The following is a 14678-nucleotide window of genomic DNA, read 5'->3' on the forward strand; positions in this document are numbered from 1 at the left end:
CCCCGGCGACCCGGTCAGGTCAGTCGGGGGAGGTGGCGGGAAGCGCGGCTTCCCGGCCGGTGCGCTCGCCTTCGTGATCGCAGCCGGTTCCGAGGAGCTTCAGCTGCGTGGCGGGGATTCCGGAGTCGAGTACGGCGAGCGGCCCGCGGCCGCCACCGGAGTGGTCGTGGCCCGGCTGGGCGCTCGTCGTGGGCGCGAGCGGGGCCACCGGCGTGTTCGGCAGGCCACCGCCGCCGCCCGAGCCGCCGCCGTCCGGCGACGCGTGCGTGTCGGATTCGATGGGTGCGGCCACGGCGGGCTGGGCGTCGAGCTTCACCCGGATCGGCAGGGTGACGCGGTGGTTCTGGGGAGCCGCCGCCGGTGTGGGTGTCTCGGCGGGGACGAACGGACGCGGGTCCGGGGTGATCGGCGCGGGCGTGCCCGTCGCGATGTTCTTGGCCGGGACGGCGATGGTGACCGAGCCGCCCGCCGACTCGCCCGAGCCGCCGCCGAAGACGGGGTCGAGCATGTCGCCGGTGCCCGGCAGGATCACCGGGGCGCCCCCTCCGCAGCACGGGGCGGGCGTGACGATCGGAGCGACGACGTGTTCGCCGATTCCGCCGACGACCCCGCCGACGGTTTCGACGACGCCGCCGACCGTGTTCGTGACGAGGTCCAGCACGCCGCCGATGAGGCCGCCCAGCAAACCGTTGGCCGCCTGGGGTTTCGCGGTCTTCTTCGACGGCTCCGGAACGGAGTTCGCACTCGAAACGGCCTGCTCCTCGACAGTGGCCTCAGGCTCCTCGCTCGAAGCGGGAGCGGGCTCTTGTGCCGGGGTCTCGGCCTTCGTGGTTTCGGTGGCTTCAACGGGTTTCGTGGTTTCGGCCGGGCCGGAGTCCGAAGTGGACTTCTCGGGAGTAGTCGATTTCCCGGATCCGGCTTCATCCGAGGGCTGGACCACGGAGGTCGCCGGCGCCACGGGGGTCTGCTCGTCGGCCGACGCCGGGGTGCTCAGGACGGCGCCGAGGAGCCAGCCCGTGAGTGCGAGCCCGCTCGCGAAAAGAATTCGCGCACCGGCTTTCGGGCTCATGAGGCCGCGACGATTCACGACTGCCGCACCACTCACAGCAATCACCACCGTCCGCGCCTGAAACCCACGTTCTCCGCGTGAGTTCGATCTTGCTTGGGGTCTTTTCCGGTCAGGTCACAGTTCCCCCGGGGCTGGACCAGTTTTAGCACCGGAGGGGAGTGTTTCACCTCTGCCGCCGCTGATCCAGCCCGTTAGGCGGAACGACGCAACCGGCTCCGGTGCATGGAGTACCGAAGTTGATCACTCTCGGTGTGTGCCCGGCGGCCATCCGGGCACGGGTGGAACTACTCAAATCCTCGGTGACCTGATGTTTTCCGGATCCCTGCTGCGGTGCGTGCCGTCGAAGTCGCGTTCGGTGACCGAGGTGGCGGAGGTGAACCGCCGGAAGGGGAGAGTCCGCGATGTGGGACGTGAACGCGGTGTCGGCGGCGGTGCTCGGAGCGTTGAAGACCTATCGCCTGAGCGAAGCCGACGCCAAGGACATCTGTCAGGACGCTTGGCTGGAACTGCTCCGCGCGCCGGCCGCGCTCCGTGACGAAGCGAAACTCCGGGCATGGCTGACGACCACCGCACGGCGCCGAGCGCTCCGGATGATCACCAGGAACAGGCGCGAAACGCGGCGGCCGCTCCCGGAGCCGGAAACGACCCCTGAGGCCGACGTCGTGCGCGCCGCCCGCGACAGCGCGCTCTGGGCGGCGGTCGACCGCCTGCCGGATTCACACCGGCGGCTGATGTGGCTCCTCGCGCACCGGCCGGAGCTGTCCTACGCCCAGCTCGCCGGGGAACTGGGGATCAGCCCGGCCAGTGTGGGCAGGGTGCGAAGACGGTGTCTGGACCGGCTCAAGCGTGCCCTCGAAGTCGGTGGCTGGAACTGAACATCGGACGAGTCACCGGAGTTTGCGCAATCGGGTGACCGCTTCGTCGATGACCTCGTTGCGTTTGCAGAACGCGAAACGCAGGAGGTGTTTCCACTCTTCCGGGTGATCGGTGAACACCTTTACGGGGACGGCCGCCACGCCCACTCGTTCGGGGAGCTCCCAAGCCAGTTCCGCGGCGTCGTCGAAGCCGAGCGGGCGGACGTCGACGCAGATGAAGTACGTCCCGGCGGTCGGCCGGACCGCGAAGCCCGCCTCCGCGAGGCCGGCGGCGAGCCTGTCCCGTTTGCCCTGCAGGCTCGTGCGCAGCTCTTCGGCCCACGGCAGTTCGTGGTCCAGCGCGTGGGCGACGGCCGGTTGCAACGGGCCGCCCGAGACGAAGGTGATGAACTGCTTCGCCGCCTTCACCGCCGCGACCAGCTCGGGGCTCGCGCAGACCCAGCCGATCTTCCAGCCGGTGCAGTTGAACGTCTTGCCCGCGCTGGAGATCGAGACCGTGCGATCCCGCATGCCGGGCAGGGTCGCCAGCGGGACGTGCTCGGCGTCGTCGAAGACCAGATGCTCGTACACCTCGTCGGTGATGGCGATCAGGTCGTGCGTCACGCAGAGCGCGGCGACGGCTTCCAGTTCGGCGCGCGTGAACACCGTGCCCGTCGGGTTGTGGGGCGAGTTGATCAAGATCGCCCTGGTCCGCTCGGTCACCGCGGCGCGCAGGCCCTCGATGTCCAGCGCGAACCGGCCGTCACGCTCCACGAGGCCGACGACGCGCCTCTCGGCACCCGCCATGGCGACGGCGGCCGCGTACGAGTCGTAGTACGGCTCGATGACGATGACCTCGTCGCCCGCCTGGGTCAGCGCGATCAGCGACGCCGCGATGGCCTCGGTGGCCCCGGCGGTGACCAGGATCTCCGTGCCGGGGTCGTACTCGACGCCGTAGCGGAGACGGTGCCGCGCGATCGCGGCGCGCAGCTCCGGGCGCCCCGGCCCCGGCGGGTACTGGTTCGCACCCCCGAACAGCGCGTTCTTGGCGGCGTCGAGCATTCCGGCCGGCCCGTCGGTGTCGGGAAAACCCTGGCCGAGGTTGACGGCTTCGTGGCGGACGGCCAGCGCCGTCATCTCCGCGAAGATGGTCGACGTGAAGGGCTGGAGGCGGGGTACGAGGACAGGTTCGCGCACGATCAGCCATCCTCACGGACAATGGCTCTGTGGAGCAACTGACGCCCGCCAAGGTGACCCCAGCCGATCCGCCAGGTGGAACAGCCGCCGAGGAGGAGAAGCGCCGCGGCCTGCGCAAGATGAAGATGGTCGCGCTGTCGTTCCTGCTCGGTGCGACGGTGATCTTCCTGCTGACCAGCTGGGCCGAGGCCGCGGGCTGGCCGGGCTGGGTCGGCTACGTCCGCGCCGCCGCCGAAGCCGGGATGGTCGGCGCGCTCGCCGACTGGTTCGCGGTGACCGCGCTGTTCCGGCATCCGCTGCGGATCAAGATCCCGCACACCGCGATCATCCCGAACAAGAAGGACGCGCTGGGCAGCAGCCTCGGCGACTTCGTCGGCTCGAACTTCCTGTCCGAGTCGGTGATCCGCGAGAAGCTGAGCCGGGTCGAGGTCTCGAAGCGGCTCGGTGGCTGGCTTTCGCAGCCGCAGAACGCCGAACGCGTGACGTCCGAGCTGGCCACCGTCGTGCGGGCCGCGGTCAAGGTGCTCCGCGACGAAGACGTCCAGGCGATCATGGAACAGGCCGTGGTCAAGCGGATCGTGGACAAGCCGTGGGGTCCGCCGCTGGGCAAGATCCTGGAGGGCGTGTTCGCCGACGGGGCGCACCACAAGCTGGTGGACCTGATGTGCGACCGCGCCTACGAATGGGTGCGGGACAACCACACGACGATGCTGCGCGTGGTCTCGGACCGGGCGCCGAGCTGGTCGCCGAAGTTCGTCGACGAGATGCTCGCGGACAAGGTCTACGGCGAGGTGCTGTCCTTCGTGTGGGCGGTCAAGACCGACGTCAACCACCCCATGCGGCTGGCGGTGGACAAGTTCCTCGGCGAGTTCGCCCTCGACCTGCAGACCAACCCCGAGGTGATGGCGCGCGCCGAGCAGGTCAAATCCCAGATGCTGGGGCACGACGAGGTGCAGAAGCTGATCGGCTCGGCGTGGGCGACGGCGAAGGACATGCTCCTCAACGCCGCCGAGGACCCGTCGAGCGAGCTGAGGCGCCGGGTGCGCACCGGGCTCGAGACGCTGGGCGAGCGGCTGGTCTCCGACGACCACATCCGGTCCAAGGTCGACAACTGGGTCGAGGGCGCGGCGGCCTACCTGGTCACGCACTACTCCCAGGAGATCACCACGATCATCACCGACACCGTGGAGCGCTGGGACGCCGAGGAGACCTCGCGCAAGATCGAGCTCCAGGTCGGCCGGGATCTGCAGTTCATCCGGATCAACGGCACGGTGGTCGGCGCGCTCGCCGGCCTGGTGATCTACGCGGTCGCGCAGCTGCTCTTCTGAGCGGCGGCATCTATACCACACTCCGGAGGCCTCACCGGGAGTTGTCCACAGGAAGTGGAGTCATCCCCAGGGTTATCCACAGCATTTCACGTCTTTGGCCTAACGGTGTGCACAACCCCTGGGGGTAACTCGGGGGTGGGTGACCCCAGAAGTTGTGGTCGTTCGGGTCCGGCAGGTGGTGCTCGGAGCCGGATCTCGCGTGCGCCGAGCCGGATCTCGCGTGATTGAAGCCGTGACGCCTCCAATCACGTGAGTTCCGCCCTCAATCACGCGAGTTCCGTCCCCGAGCACGGGGGTGGGGCGTCAGGTCGAGACGTCCGCCGTCCGCGCCCGCCACGCCCGCGCCTTCTCCCGGTTCCCGCACGCCCGCATCGAGCACCACGTCCGCGACCGGTTGCGCGACTCGTCGTAGAAGGCCCACAGGCAGTCGTCCGCCGGGCAGATCTTGAGCCGGATCCATTCGCCGAGCACGGTCAGCCGGGTCGAAGCCGCCATCACCGCTTCGCTGACCGACTCCGCGACCAGGAGCGGGCCTTCCGGGCCGAGGACGATCTCCGCCTTCGCGCGCAGTCCGAGCCGGGGGAGCCGCGGGTCGCCGATCGCCGCGCGCAGCGCGTCCCGGGTTTCGCGCGCGGCCGCGGGGGTATCCGCGCGCAGCCGGTGATCGCGGGCCCAGCGTTGCCAGGTCTCCAGATCGTCCAGGAGGTCGGCGCCGCGTTCGACGTTCACCGTGTTCAGAAACTCGACCACCAGGGACGCGTCGGTGTTCACCCCGCCCAGTGTACGGGCGAGACCGGTTGTCATCGGCTCCGATAACCCGCATACTCCATTCGCTGGTTACTCGATCATCGTGGAGGCTGACCCATGAGTGCGGTACCGACCTTCGGCGCGGTGGCCCTCGACTGTCCGGATCCGGTCGCGCTGGCGGAGTTCTACCGCGAGCTCCTCGACTGGAAGGCGGCCGAAGTCGCCGAAGACGGTCACTGGGTGACCCTGCGGAACCCGGAAGGCGGCGCGCGGTTCTCGTTCCAGCGTGTGCCTGACCACCGGCCGCCCGCGTGGCCTTCCGCCGAGAACCCGCAGCAGGCGCACGTCGACCTCGACGTCACCGATCTCGAAGCCGGTCACGAGCGCGCGCTGGCCATCGGCGCGAAGCTGCTCGACGACTCCCCGAAGACCTTCCGGGTGTACGCGGATCCGGCCGGACATCCGTTTTGCCTGTGCGCCTGCTGACCTCGGACGCGAAAAATGCGTAATCTCTGATACGTGATTTGTCCGAAGTGCCAGAACGCCATGAAGACCGTCGACAAGAACGGTGTCCACATCGACCAGTGCCAGGGATGCCGCGGCATCTTCCTGGACAGGGGCGAGCTGGAAGCCATCGCCGGTGCCGAGAACTCGTACTACGGCGGGCACCAGCCCCCGCCGTACCAGGGAGGTGGGCACGCGCCGGCTCCGCACTACGGCCGTCCGGACTCCCCGCGGCCGCACCGCGGCGGGTACTCGGACTCGCCGAAGGGCTACCGGGGTGGTTATGCCGACTCGCCCAAGGGGTACCGCGGCCACGCCGACTCCCCGCACGGCTACGGCCACCACGGCAAACGTCGTAAGGGCGGCTTCCTCGAGGGCCTCTTCGACTGACCGTGGTCCTCGATCTCAAGATCTGCCCGGCCTGCGGCGATCGCGCCGAACGGCCACGAGTCGAGAGCGGGCTGCTGGTGTGCGCGGAATGCGCGCACCGGTGGCCGTTCCGGCGGCTCCCGCTGTTCGCGCTGACAGGGCCGAGCGGAGCGGGTAAGTCCACCGTCGGGCCGCGACTGGCGGAACGGCTCGGCGACCTCGCGCTCGTGGTCGAGCAGGACGTGTTGTGGACAGGGGCGTTGCGTGACGACGTCCCCGGCCATCCCGCGTTCCGCTCGACCTGGCTGCGGATGGCGGCGATGCTGCACCAGAACGGACGTCCGGTCGTGCTCTGCGGCACCGTCGCGCCGCCCGAGTTCGAGCAGTTGCCCGAGCGCGTCTTCTTCTCCGATATCCACTACCTGGCGCTCGTCAGCGAGCCCGACGCCCTGCGCAAGCGCTTGCTGGCGAGGCCCGCCTGGCGCGAGTGGGACGAGGAGCGGGTCGAGGAGATGCTGGAGTTCAACGAGTGGCTGCAGCGGGAAGCGCCGTCGCTCGAGCCGCCCGTCGAGGTGTTCGACACCACCCACATCCCGGTGGACGCCGCCGTCGACCACGTCGAACTGTGGGTGCGCGGCCTGCTTTCACAGCGGCCAGGTGCGGCCGTCGGGTGAATCCAGCCAGATCACCTGATCGTCACCGTCGAGGCTGAGCCCGAACCGGTCCCGCCACGGCTGGCCGAGTTCGAGCCATTCCTCCTGAGCGTTTTCGACGAGTTCCCACAGCCGTCGCGGGCCGCCCTCGGCCACTTCGCACTCTTGGCCCGTTTGCCGGTGCCGCACCCACGAGCCGTCCGGATGGACGAGCGCGGTGCTCTGGCCGTCTCGCAAGGCGGTCACGCCGGGAAGCTGGAGCCCGGCGAAGAACTCGAAGCGGCTGCGGACTTCGGTAATGACCCCCATCGGCAGCCGTGTCGGCCGCCAGGCGATGTCGCCGTCCGGCACCTTCGACGAGCTGAACCGGTGTGCGCGCAGCGGCATGAAGCGACCGTCGCGGCCGAGCACGCGTCCTCGTCCCGTCGCGCCTTCGCCCGCGACGATCCGGACGAGTCCGCCGCCGATCGGCCGGTTCAGCGTGGTGACGATCAGCCCGCCCGGCACCGTCTGCTCCAGCCACGCGGGCGGGATCGAAGACACCGAGCACGTGCACAGCACCCTGTCGTAGAGGACGCCCGCCGGGAATCCGTCGGCGCCGTCGGACGCGGCGCACGAAGGCGCGTACCCGGCTTCCGCGAGCCGCTTGCGCGCGGCGTCGACCAGATCCGGATCTATGTCCACTGTGTACACCAGCCCGGAGCCGAGCCGATGGCAGAGCAACGCGGCGTTGTATCCGGTGCCCGTGCCGATCTCGAGTACGCGGTGCCCGTCGGCGACCCGGAGCTCTTCGAGCATGATCGCCATGATCGACGGCTGGCTGGACGAACTCGTCGGCGTTCCCGGCTGCGCGCCCAGATAGCGCGCCCGTTCCCAGAGCCCGGAATCGTCGTCGAGCTGGACGACCAGCACGTCGGGGGAGTAGACGCGCCTGAGCCAGTCTTCGTCGCCGTTCTCCACCGCGGCCCAGCCGTTCGCCGCCGGGACGAAGAACCGCGGCAGGAAGACGTGTCTCGGCACGGCCCGGAACGCGGTCATCCACCGCGCGTCGTGCAGCACGCCCTCGGCGAGCAGATGCTCGACGAGGCGCCGCCGCAGCCGCGTCGCGTTCGACATCCCTCCACCGTAGCCGGGTGAGCGGCAACACACCCGATGGTTGCAAGCAGAGTGCTTGCAATAGCTAGCACTCGCGCGTAGCGTTGAAACCGTCGCGAGGAGGTGACCGATGTCAGACACCAACCGGGATCAGCCCACATCGGGTGGACCGATGGAGAAGGTCGCGGACATCGCTTCCGACATCGGCGAGTACATCCGCCAGCAGCGCAGCAACGCGAAGATCTCCTTGCGGCAGCTGTCGAAACTCGCCGGCGTGTCCAATCCGTACCTGAGCCAGATCGAGCGCGGGGTCCGCAAACCCAGCGCGGAGATCCTGCAGCAGATCGCCAAGGGCCTGCGTATTTCGGCCGAGGCGCTCTACGTGCAAGCGGGAATCCTCGATCTGCCGACGGGCGGCCCGGTCGGCGACGCGATCCGCGCCGACACCGAGCTGACCGAACGGCAGAAGCAGGTCCTGCTCGACGTCTACGAATCGTTCCGCCGCGAGAACGCCGCCGCGAAGCCAGAACAGCAGGCGGCAACCCCAGAACCAGCAGCAGACACCAAGGAGTCAGCATGACCACGGCCACCAAGACCGAACGCAAGACCACCGCCCTCGACCAGGTCCGCACGCCGCTGCTGGCCGCGTTGGGCGCCGGAAACCTGGCGGGCCAGGCCGTCGTCGACGCCGTGGCGAAGGCCAAGGAGCGCGTCGTCGAGAGCGGCGAGGCCGCCCGCAAGAACATCGAAGAGCTGCCGCACGACGTCGAGGGCCTCCGCGAGAAGCTGGACCCGGCCGAGCTGCGCAAGGTCATCGACGAGTACACCGAGGCCGCGCTGAAGCTGTACAACAAGCTGGCCGAGTCCGGTGAGCAGGCGTGGGACAAGATCGCCGCGCAGCCGCAGGTCAAGAAGGCCATCGAGCAGCTCGAGGACGCGCTGAGCACCGCGCAGGACCGCGTCGAAGGCGCGACCACCGACGCCCGTGAGCGCATCGACACCGTGCTCGGCAAGGTCACCAAGGGCACCCGCTCGGTGGGCGAGAAGACCGCCCGCAAGGTGACCGAGGTCGCGGGCGAGATCGCCGACGAGGTCGAGGAGATCGGTGACGACCTCGCGCACGAGACCCGTTCGGCTTCGCGCAAGGTCGCCAACAAGACCGCGCCGAAGACGACCTCTCCCGCGCGCCGCACCTCCACCACCAGCAGCCCGGTCGCCAAGAAGCCGGCCACCGCGCCGAAGACGACCGAGAAGTAAAGGTCCGCGTTGATCCCAGGGCCCCTGGCGCCGGATTCGGTGCCAGGGGCCCGGGTCATTCGCCCGGTTTGACGTAAGCTGACTTCGTGTTCGTTGCCAACTGGATCCTCATCGCCATCCACTGGAGCGGCGCGCTGACGGGGCTGTTCGCTTTCGTACATGCGCTGCTCCAGCGCTCGGACGCGTATTCGGCCGCCGATCGGAAGACCAAACCCATCTGGATGCTCATCACCGGTGGGTCCACCGTCGTGATGACCTTCTTCGAGTTCTACGGCGGCGGCATGATCCTGTGGCTGCCCGCACTGGTCGCGGTCCTGGTCTACCTCGTGGACGTCCGCCCGAAGCTCCTCGAGGTCCAGCGCGGCGGCCGCAACTGGTGACTATCGTGGCGCTGTGACCACTTGGACCATCGCCGGAAGTCTCACCGTCGTCCCCGCCCTCTCCCGCCCGGACCTGCTCGCCGAGCCCGTCGCCAAGGCGCTCGCCGCCCTTCCCGATCCTGACGCCGTCGGAGTCGTCGAGATCGACGCGGACCTCGCCGACACCGCCGCCTTCTGCGAGGCGTACGGCTCACCGCTTTCCGCGTCCGCGAACTGCGTGGTCGTCGCCGGTAAACGTGCCGGTGAGGTCCGCTTCGCCGCCGCGATGATCCTCGCCACCACCCGCGCCGACGTGAACGGCGTGATCAAACGCCGCCTCGACGTCCGCAAGGCTTCCTTCGCCCCGATGGACGAGGCCGTCTCGCTCACCGGCATGGAGTACGGCGGCATCACGCCGGTCGGCCTGCCCGACGCGTGGCCGATCCTGATCGACCAGCGCGTCGCGGACGAGCCCGAACTGGTCATCGGGAGTGGGATCCGCGGCGGCAAACTGCTGATCCCGGGCTCGGTTCTCGCGTCCCTGCCCGGCGCCGAAGTGATCGACGGGCTCGCGCGACCCGTCGAGTGAGGCTGTCCACAAAGGACTTCGACCTGGATTCGGCGTTCGAGGCCGAGTTCCTCGAGATCGATCCCGCGTTGCTGGCGAGGGTCGGCGAGAACCGTGCCCGCGTACTCTCCGCGCTGACCGATCGCCCCGTCTACGGGGTGAACACCGGCATGGGACGGCTCGCCGGTGTCGCGCTCGACACCCCCGAGGCGCATCAGCGGAACCTGCTGATCGGCCGTGCGGTAGGCGGTCCGCCCTGGCTCTCGGCCGGGGAAGTGCGCCGGCTCCTGCTGGTGCGCCTGCGGGATCTGCTCGCGCCGGAGGCGGGCGCGAGTCCGGAGCTGGTGACGTTCCTCGTCGACAGGCTGAACGAGGGATTCACGCCCGCCGTGCCGAGGACGGGACTGGGCAGCGCCGGCGAGATCATCCCGCTGGCGCATGCCTTCCAGACCTTTCTCGGCATCGGGACCGTGCTCGTGGACGGTGTCGAGACGCCCGCTTCGGAGGTGCTGGCGAAGCCGTACGAGCCTGGCCTCAAGGAAGGCGCGACCCTCATTCAGGGCTCGCCACTGGCCGAGACGCTCGCCGCCTTCGCGCTCGTCGAGGTCCGTCGGCTCGTGAGCTCGCAGACGCTGGCCGCGGCGATCGCGATTGACGTTCTCGGTGCGCCACAAGCGGTGTATCGCCCTTCGCTGGCGGGAGACGATCAGGTTCTCCGCACGGTGCTTCTCGAAGTGAGCGGACTGATCCGCGGCTCCGTAGAACGGCCGGAAGTCGTGCAGGCGCCCGTTTCCGTGCGGGTCGCGCCGCGCGCGATCGCCCACCTGACCAGGGTCGCCGATGAGCTGGACGAGGCACTCCGTCGCTCGATGCCGACCGATTCGCCGTCGTTCCTGGACGGTGAATTCGTTTCCACGACAGGGTTTCACGCCGTCGAACTCGGACTGCGGATGGACGCGGTGACGGCCGCGCTGGTGCATCTCGGCGAGGTGAGCGTCCAGCGCATGCACCGGTTGCTGGACGAGCGGTTCAGCGGGCTGCCCGCGCAGCTGACCCCCACGCCGGGGCCGCAGGCCGGGCTGGTGCCGCTGCACAAACGCGCGGCGGGCGAACTGCACGCGTTGCGACGGCTGGCCACGCCCGCGACGGTGGGCTCCGCCGACACTTCCGCCGGACAGGAGGACGTGCAGGCGTTCGCCTGGGCGGCGGGAAATCAGCTCCGTGACGCCTGCGCGCGGATGTCCGCCATCACGGCGTGCGAGCTGATCGCGGGTTCGCAGGCGCGATGGCTGGCGTCCGGCGAAGGAGCGCCCGGGCTCCGGGCCGCCTACGGACGACTTCGGACGTTGGTGCCGCCGGTGGTCGCGGATCGGTCCTTGGGGCCCGAGGTGACGACTCTGGTTTCGGCGCTCAGGAACGGGTTTCCGCTCGGGACTGGATCGCCAGCCCGCGCGGGGTCACCGCCCGGGTGATGAGCGCGAAGACCGCCTCGCACACCAAAGCCAGTACGACGACGGCGATGCCGCCCGCCAGGATCTCGCCGTGGCCCGGATCCCCGAGCGCGAAACCGTCCACGATGTACCGTCCGAGCCCGCCGCCGTCGTTGACGATCGCGCCGATCGCGACGGTCGCCACCAGTTGCAGGAACGCGACGCGGGCACCCGCGAGGATGACCGGTGACGCGAGCGGCAACTCCAGGCGCAGCATGATCTGCCACTCGCGGTAACCGGTTCCGCGCGCGGCGTCGACGGTTTCCTGTTCCAGCTGGATGACGCCCGCGTAGGTGTTCGTGAACAACGGCGGCAGCGCCAACGCCACCAGCGCGAGCATCAGCGGCCAGAACGTCGTGTCGGCTTCGAGCCGGGAAGCCAGGAACCAGAACAGGATCACCAGCCCGAAGCTGGGAATCGCGCGGCCGATGTTCACCGCGCTGGTGGCGAGGAACTGCGCGCGGCGGTAGTGCGCCAGCCACAACGCGGGCGGGATCGTCAGCACGGCCGAGATCGCCAGTGCCAGCACCGAGAACTGGAGATGTTCGACCGTCCGGTACGGGATGCCTTCGGATTCGGTCCAGCTCCAGCGATCCGGTTCGCCGAACCATTCGATGGTCTGGTCGATGATGCTCATCGCGACGCCGCCTTCCGCGACCACGGCGCGAGCGCGCGCCCACCGAGCCACAGCAGAAGATCCACGAGTACGGCGAGGACCACGGAAAGCCCGACGCCGACGATGATCGAGGTCGGGTTCGGCGTCGCCGTCTGGATTCCGGCGCGGATGAAGTACCCGAGCCCGCCCTTGCCGAGCATCGAAGTCACCGTCACGAGCCCGATCGTGGTCACCGCCGCGACGCGCAGGCCCGCGATCACCACCGGCAGCGCGAGCGGCAGTTCGACCTGCCACAGCAACCGTGTCCGCGTGAAACCCATGCCCAGCGCGGCTTCGCGGACTTCCTTGGGTACTTGTTCGACGCCGGTGACGATGTTGCGGATGAGGATCAGCAACGTGTACGTCGCCAACGGGATGACCGCGGTGGTGAAGGACGTCAGACCGGTGAAGGGCACCAGCACGGCGAAGGCGCCGAGACTCGGGATGACGTACAGCGAACCGGCCGCGCTCAGCGCGACGACGTAGAACCACCGGCGACGCAGCGAAAGCACGGAAACACCGATCGACACCACCAGCCCGATGGCGAGTGCCGCCGCGGTCAGCGTGATGTGCTCGCCGAGCCGCTCGAAGATCTCGTCGAGATTGCGGTCCACCCACCGCCACTCGAACAGTGGCCGCCCGCCCTGGGCGGATACGGGGAACACGGAGGAGACTCGCACCGGCCGACCCTACCCCGTTCGGACGCCCCGATTCCGCTCTCTGGGAGCACACGGGGCGCAACTCTCAAAATGTGGATTCTGTCGTGACCCGGAGATACTGTCCATTCCTCTGTTCGAGTCATAGGAGTGTGTGCACGTGCGCTGGACACGGAATGTTCGAGTGGGCGCGGTGCTCGCCGCCGCCGTCCTCGGTATGACCGCCTGCGGGGGTGGCGAAGACGCGGCCGCCCCGGCCGCGCAGGGCAAGGGCGGGGCGCCGATCGTGGTCGCCTCCTTCAACTTCACCGACAGCCTGATCCTCGCCGAGCTGTACGCGAACGCGTTGGAGGCCAAGGGCTATCCGATCACCCGCAAGCTGAACCTCGGTTCGCGCGAGCTGATCTACCCGGCTCTGAAGTCCGGGGAACTGCAGTTCGTCCCGGAGTACCAGGGCGCCGCCATCACCACCGGCTTCGGCAAGGAGGCCGCGAAGGACGCGGCGGGCGAGCACGAGCAGCTCAAGAAGCTGTTCGAGGCCGACGGCATCGGCCTGCTGGACTACTCGCCGGCGGAGGACAAGAACACGTACATCGTGAAGGCCGATCTCGCCAAGGAGAAGGGGCTCACGAAGATCAGCGACCTGTCCAAGGTCGAGAATCTCATCGTCGCGGGCGGTCCGGAGTGCGAGAAGCGGCTTCCCTGCTTCAAGGGCTTCACGGACGTCTACAAACTGAAGGCCACCTTCCAGACCGTGCAGGAGGCAGGCCCGCGCGTCGAGCAGCTGCGGTCCGGCAAGGTCACCGTCATCCCGGTCGACTCGGTGAGCCCGCTCGTGGGCGACCCGCAGTTCGTGGCCCTGGAAGACGACCTCGCCATCGTGCCGACCGAGAACGTCGTGCCCGCGGTGAACAAGAAGGTCCTCGACGAGCGCGGCGCGGACTTCGCGGCCGTCGTCAACGCGGTGAGCAAGGCCCTCGACACCGTGCAGCTGCGTGAGCTGAACAAGCGCGTCGACTCGGACGGCGAGAAGCCGGGCGACGTCGCGAAGGACTGGCTGAAGGAGAAGTCCCTCATCTAGCCCCGGTGCGTGCCATGAAGGGGACTTTTGTTGCGAATTTTGCGATGAAGGTCCCCTTCATGGCGTCCGGGGGTGGGTCAGGCCCGCGGAGGTGAAGGGAGCTTTCGCCGCGTGCCGTGGGACGAAGGTTCCCTTGGCCGCGTGGCATGCGACGAAGGGAGCCTTCAGCCCCAACGCTGAGACCCGTGGTCGCCCTACTTCGGACAAGGTCGCGAAAGCCCCTTTCACAACACGGCCGTGTCGTTCCACCGCTACCCGAAGGGGGCGCTCGTTCCCCCAGCGAGCGGCGGTGGAATCGTGGACGCTGTCTTGCACACGGGGTGAAAGGGAGTGGGATGGGAAAGGTCACGGCCATCGCGGAGCGCACCATCGAGGCGCCGGCGGACAAGGTCAGGGCGCTCGTCGCGGACTACGCCGAAACCCGGCCGAAGCTGCTGACGGAGCACTACCGCGACTACGAGGTCACCGAGGGCGGCGTCGGCGCGGGCACGAAGGCGAGCTGGAAGCTGCAAGCGACGTCGAAGCGGGTGCGTGACGTCGCCGCGACGGTGACCGAGCCGTCCGAAGGCACCATCGTCGAGACCGACGCGAACTCCAGCATGGTCACCACGTGGACCGTCCGCGAGGTGCCGGAAGGCAGCCTCGTCCGGATCGAGACGACCTGGGACGGCGCGGGCGGCATCGGCGGCTTCTTCGAGAAGACCTTCGCGCCCGGTGGCCTCAAGCGGATCTACGAGGGCGTTCTCGGCAAACTCGCCGAGGTCGTGTAGCGCTCGCCACAATCGGAATGGCCGCC

At 68.9% G+C, this 14678-nt stretch carries 18 protein-coding genes; 12 read left to right on the forward strand and 6 right to left on the reverse strand.

The window, feature by feature from the left end; translation table 11 throughout:
- Nucleotides 1-19: 19 nt before the first annotated feature.
- Nucleotides 20-1069, reverse strand: coding sequence for a hypothetical protein (locus HDA45_RS23280; protein WP_184898635.1), 1050 nt, complete (start codon nt 1067-1069; stop codon nt 20-22).
- A 401-nt stretch (nt 1070-1470) separates the two neighbouring features.
- Between HDA45_RS23280 and HDA45_RS23285 the strand changes: the two genes are divergently transcribed.
- A complete protein-coding gene (locus HDA45_RS23285; protein ID WP_184898637.1) occupies nt 1471-1944 on the forward strand; it encodes a sigma-70 family RNA polymerase sigma factor in 474 nt (157 codons plus the stop codon).
- Nucleotides 1945-1956: 12 nt separating this feature from the next.
- Here HDA45_RS23285 and HDA45_RS23290 read toward each other — a convergent pair whose 3' ends face one another.
- Complete coding sequence (locus tag HDA45_RS23290) at nt 1957-3120, reverse strand: pyridoxal phosphate-dependent aminotransferase (RefSeq protein ID WP_184898639.1); 1164 nt, start codon at nt 3118-3120, stop codon at nt 1957-1959.
- A 29-nt stretch (nt 3121-3149) separates the two neighbouring features.
- Here HDA45_RS23290 and HDA45_RS23295 point away from each other — a divergent pair, with 29 nt between their 5' ends.
- Complete coding sequence (locus HDA45_RS23295) at nt 3150-4448, forward strand: DUF445 family protein (RefSeq protein ID WP_184898641.1); 1299 nt, start codon at nt 3150-3152, stop codon at nt 4446-4448.
- Between the two features lie 303 nt (nt 4449-4751).
- Here the strand turns inward: HDA45_RS23295 and HDA45_RS23300 are convergent, their stop codons facing one another.
- The gene (locus HDA45_RS23300) at nt 4752-5252 is read right to left on the reverse strand and encodes a CGNR zinc finger domain-containing protein (protein ID WP_184898643.1); all 501 of its coding nucleotides are present in this window, start codon (nt 5250-5252) and stop codon (nt 4752-4754) included.
- A gap of 60 nt (nt 5253-5312) precedes the next feature.
- Between HDA45_RS23300 and HDA45_RS23305 the strand changes: the two genes are divergently transcribed.
- The 3 genes from HDA45_RS23305 to HDA45_RS23315 are packed head-to-tail and all read left to right on the forward strand — an operon-like array spanning nt 5313 to nt 6742.
- The gene (locus HDA45_RS23305; protein ID WP_184898645.1) at nt 5313-5681 is read left to right on the forward strand and encodes a VOC family protein; all 369 of its coding nucleotides are present in this window, start codon (nt 5313-5315) and stop codon (nt 5679-5681) included.
- A gap of 33 nt (nt 5682-5714) precedes the next feature.
- Nucleotides 5715-6089: a zf-TFIIB domain-containing protein gene (locus HDA45_RS23310; protein ID WP_184898647.1), complete on the forward strand. Its 375-nt coding sequence runs from the start codon at nt 5715-5717 to the stop codon at nt 6087-6089.
- A gap of 2 nt (nt 6090-6091) precedes the next feature.
- Complete coding sequence (locus HDA45_RS23315) at nt 6092-6742, forward strand: AAA family ATPase (protein ID WP_184898649.1); 651 nt, start codon at nt 6092-6094, stop codon at nt 6740-6742.
- On the opposite strand, the gene HDA45_RS23320 is transcribed toward HDA45_RS23315, so the two are convergent.
- Nucleotides 6713-7837, reverse strand: coding sequence for a methyltransferase domain-containing protein (locus HDA45_RS23320; RefSeq protein WP_184898651.1), 1125 nt, complete (start codon nt 7835-7837; stop codon nt 6713-6715). The two genes, HDA45_RS23315 and HDA45_RS23320, sit on opposite strands and share 30 nt — an antisense overlap.
- A 151-nt stretch (nt 7838-7988) precedes the next feature.
- Between HDA45_RS23320 and HDA45_RS23325 the strand changes: the two genes are divergently transcribed.
- The 5 genes from HDA45_RS23325 to HDA45_RS23345 all read left to right on the forward strand — a co-directional run bounded on the left by HDA45_RS23325 (nt 7989) and on the right by HDA45_RS23345 (nt 11472).
- Nucleotides 7989-8396, forward strand: coding sequence for a helix-turn-helix domain-containing protein (locus HDA45_RS23325; RefSeq protein ID WP_184905946.1), 408 nt, complete (start codon nt 7989-7991; stop codon nt 8394-8396).
- Entirely contained in the window at nt 8393-9073 is a 681-nt protein-coding gene (locus HDA45_RS23330) for a hypothetical protein (RefSeq protein ID WP_184898653.1), read from the forward strand. The genes HDA45_RS23325 and HDA45_RS23330 overlap by 4 nt, the downstream gene beginning before the upstream one ends.
- A gap of 86 nt (nt 9074-9159) precedes the next feature.
- A complete protein-coding gene (locus HDA45_RS23335; protein WP_184898655.1) occupies nt 9160-9453 on the forward strand; it encodes a DUF2516 family protein in 294 nt (97 codons plus the stop codon).
- Between the two features lie 13 nt (nt 9454-9466).
- On the forward strand, nt 9467-10021 hold the full coding sequence (locus tag HDA45_RS23340) for a YbaK/EbsC family protein (RefSeq protein WP_184898657.1): 555 nt from the start codon (nt 9467-9469) through the stop codon (nt 10019-10021).
- Nucleotides 10018-11472: an aromatic amino acid lyase gene (locus tag HDA45_RS23345; RefSeq protein WP_184898658.1), complete on the forward strand. Its 1455-nt coding sequence runs from the start codon at nt 10018-10020 to the stop codon at nt 11470-11472. Before HDA45_RS23340 ends, HDA45_RS23345 begins: the two co-directional genes overlap by 4 nt.
- On the opposite strand, the gene HDA45_RS23350 is transcribed toward HDA45_RS23345, so the two are convergent.
- Nucleotides 11411-12127: an ABC transporter permease gene (locus HDA45_RS23350; RefSeq protein ID WP_184898660.1), complete on the reverse strand. Its 717-nt coding sequence runs from the start codon at nt 12125-12127 to the stop codon at nt 11411-11413. The two genes, HDA45_RS23345 and HDA45_RS23350, sit on opposite strands and share 62 nt — an antisense overlap.
- Entirely contained in the window at nt 12124-12810 is a 687-nt protein-coding gene (locus HDA45_RS23355) for an ABC transporter permease subunit (protein ID WP_184905948.1), read from the reverse strand. Before HDA45_RS23355 ends, HDA45_RS23350 begins: the two co-directional genes overlap by 4 nt.
- A 175-nt stretch (nt 12811-12985) precedes the next feature.
- Here HDA45_RS23355 and HDA45_RS23360 point away from each other — a divergent pair, with 175 nt between their 5' ends.
- A complete protein-coding gene (locus HDA45_RS23360; RefSeq protein ID WP_184905950.1) occupies nt 12986-13882 on the forward strand; it encodes an ABC transporter substrate-binding protein in 897 nt (298 codons plus the stop codon).
- A gap of 335 nt (nt 13883-14217) precedes the next feature.
- A complete protein-coding gene (locus tag HDA45_RS23365; RefSeq protein ID WP_184898662.1) occupies nt 14218-14652 on the forward strand; it encodes an SRPBCC family protein in 435 nt (144 codons plus the stop codon).
- Nucleotides 14653-14678: the final 26 nt, after the last annotated feature.

This window comes from Amycolatopsis umgeniensis, from assembly GCF_014205155.1.
Lineage (GTDB): Bacteria > Actinomycetota > Actinomycetes > Mycobacteriales > Pseudonocardiaceae > Amycolatopsis > Amycolatopsis umgeniensis.

Excerpts from the sequence above, each read along its gene's own strand:
- HDA45_RS23280 (WP_184898635.1), bottom strand. The coding sequence starts at position 1,069 with ATGAGCCCGAAAGCCGGTGCGCGAATTCTTTTCGCGAGCGGGCTCGCA.
- HDA45_RS23285 (WP_184898637.1), top strand. The coding sequence starts at position 1,471 with ATGTGGGACGTGAACGCGGTGTCGGCGGCGGTGCTCGGAGCGTTGAAG.
- HDA45_RS23300 (WP_184898643.1), bottom strand. The coding sequence starts at position 5,252 with ATGACAACCGGTCTCGCCCGTACACTGGGCGGGGTGAACACCGACGCG.
- HDA45_RS23305 (WP_184898645.1), top strand. The coding sequence starts at position 5,313 with ATGAGTGCGGTACCGACCTTCGGCGCGGTGGCCCTCGACTGTCCGGAT.
- HDA45_RS23320 (WP_184898651.1), bottom strand. The coding sequence starts at position 7,837 with ATGTCGAACGCGACGCGGCTGCGGCGGCGCCTCGTCGAGCATCTGCTC.
- HDA45_RS23325 (WP_184905946.1), top strand. The coding sequence starts at position 7,989 with ATGGAGAAGGTCGCGGACATCGCTTCCGACATCGGCGAGTACATCCGC.
- HDA45_RS23330 (WP_184898653.1), top strand. The coding sequence starts at position 8,393 with ATGACCACGGCCACCAAGACCGAACGCAAGACCACCGCCCTCGACCAG.
- HDA45_RS23350 (WP_184898660.1), bottom strand. The coding sequence starts at position 12,127 with ATGAGCATCATCGACCAGACCATCGAATGGTTCGGCGAACCGGATCGC.
- HDA45_RS23365 (WP_184898662.1), top strand. The coding sequence starts at position 14,218 with ATGGGAAAGGTCACGGCCATCGCGGAGCGCACCATCGAGGCGCCGGCG.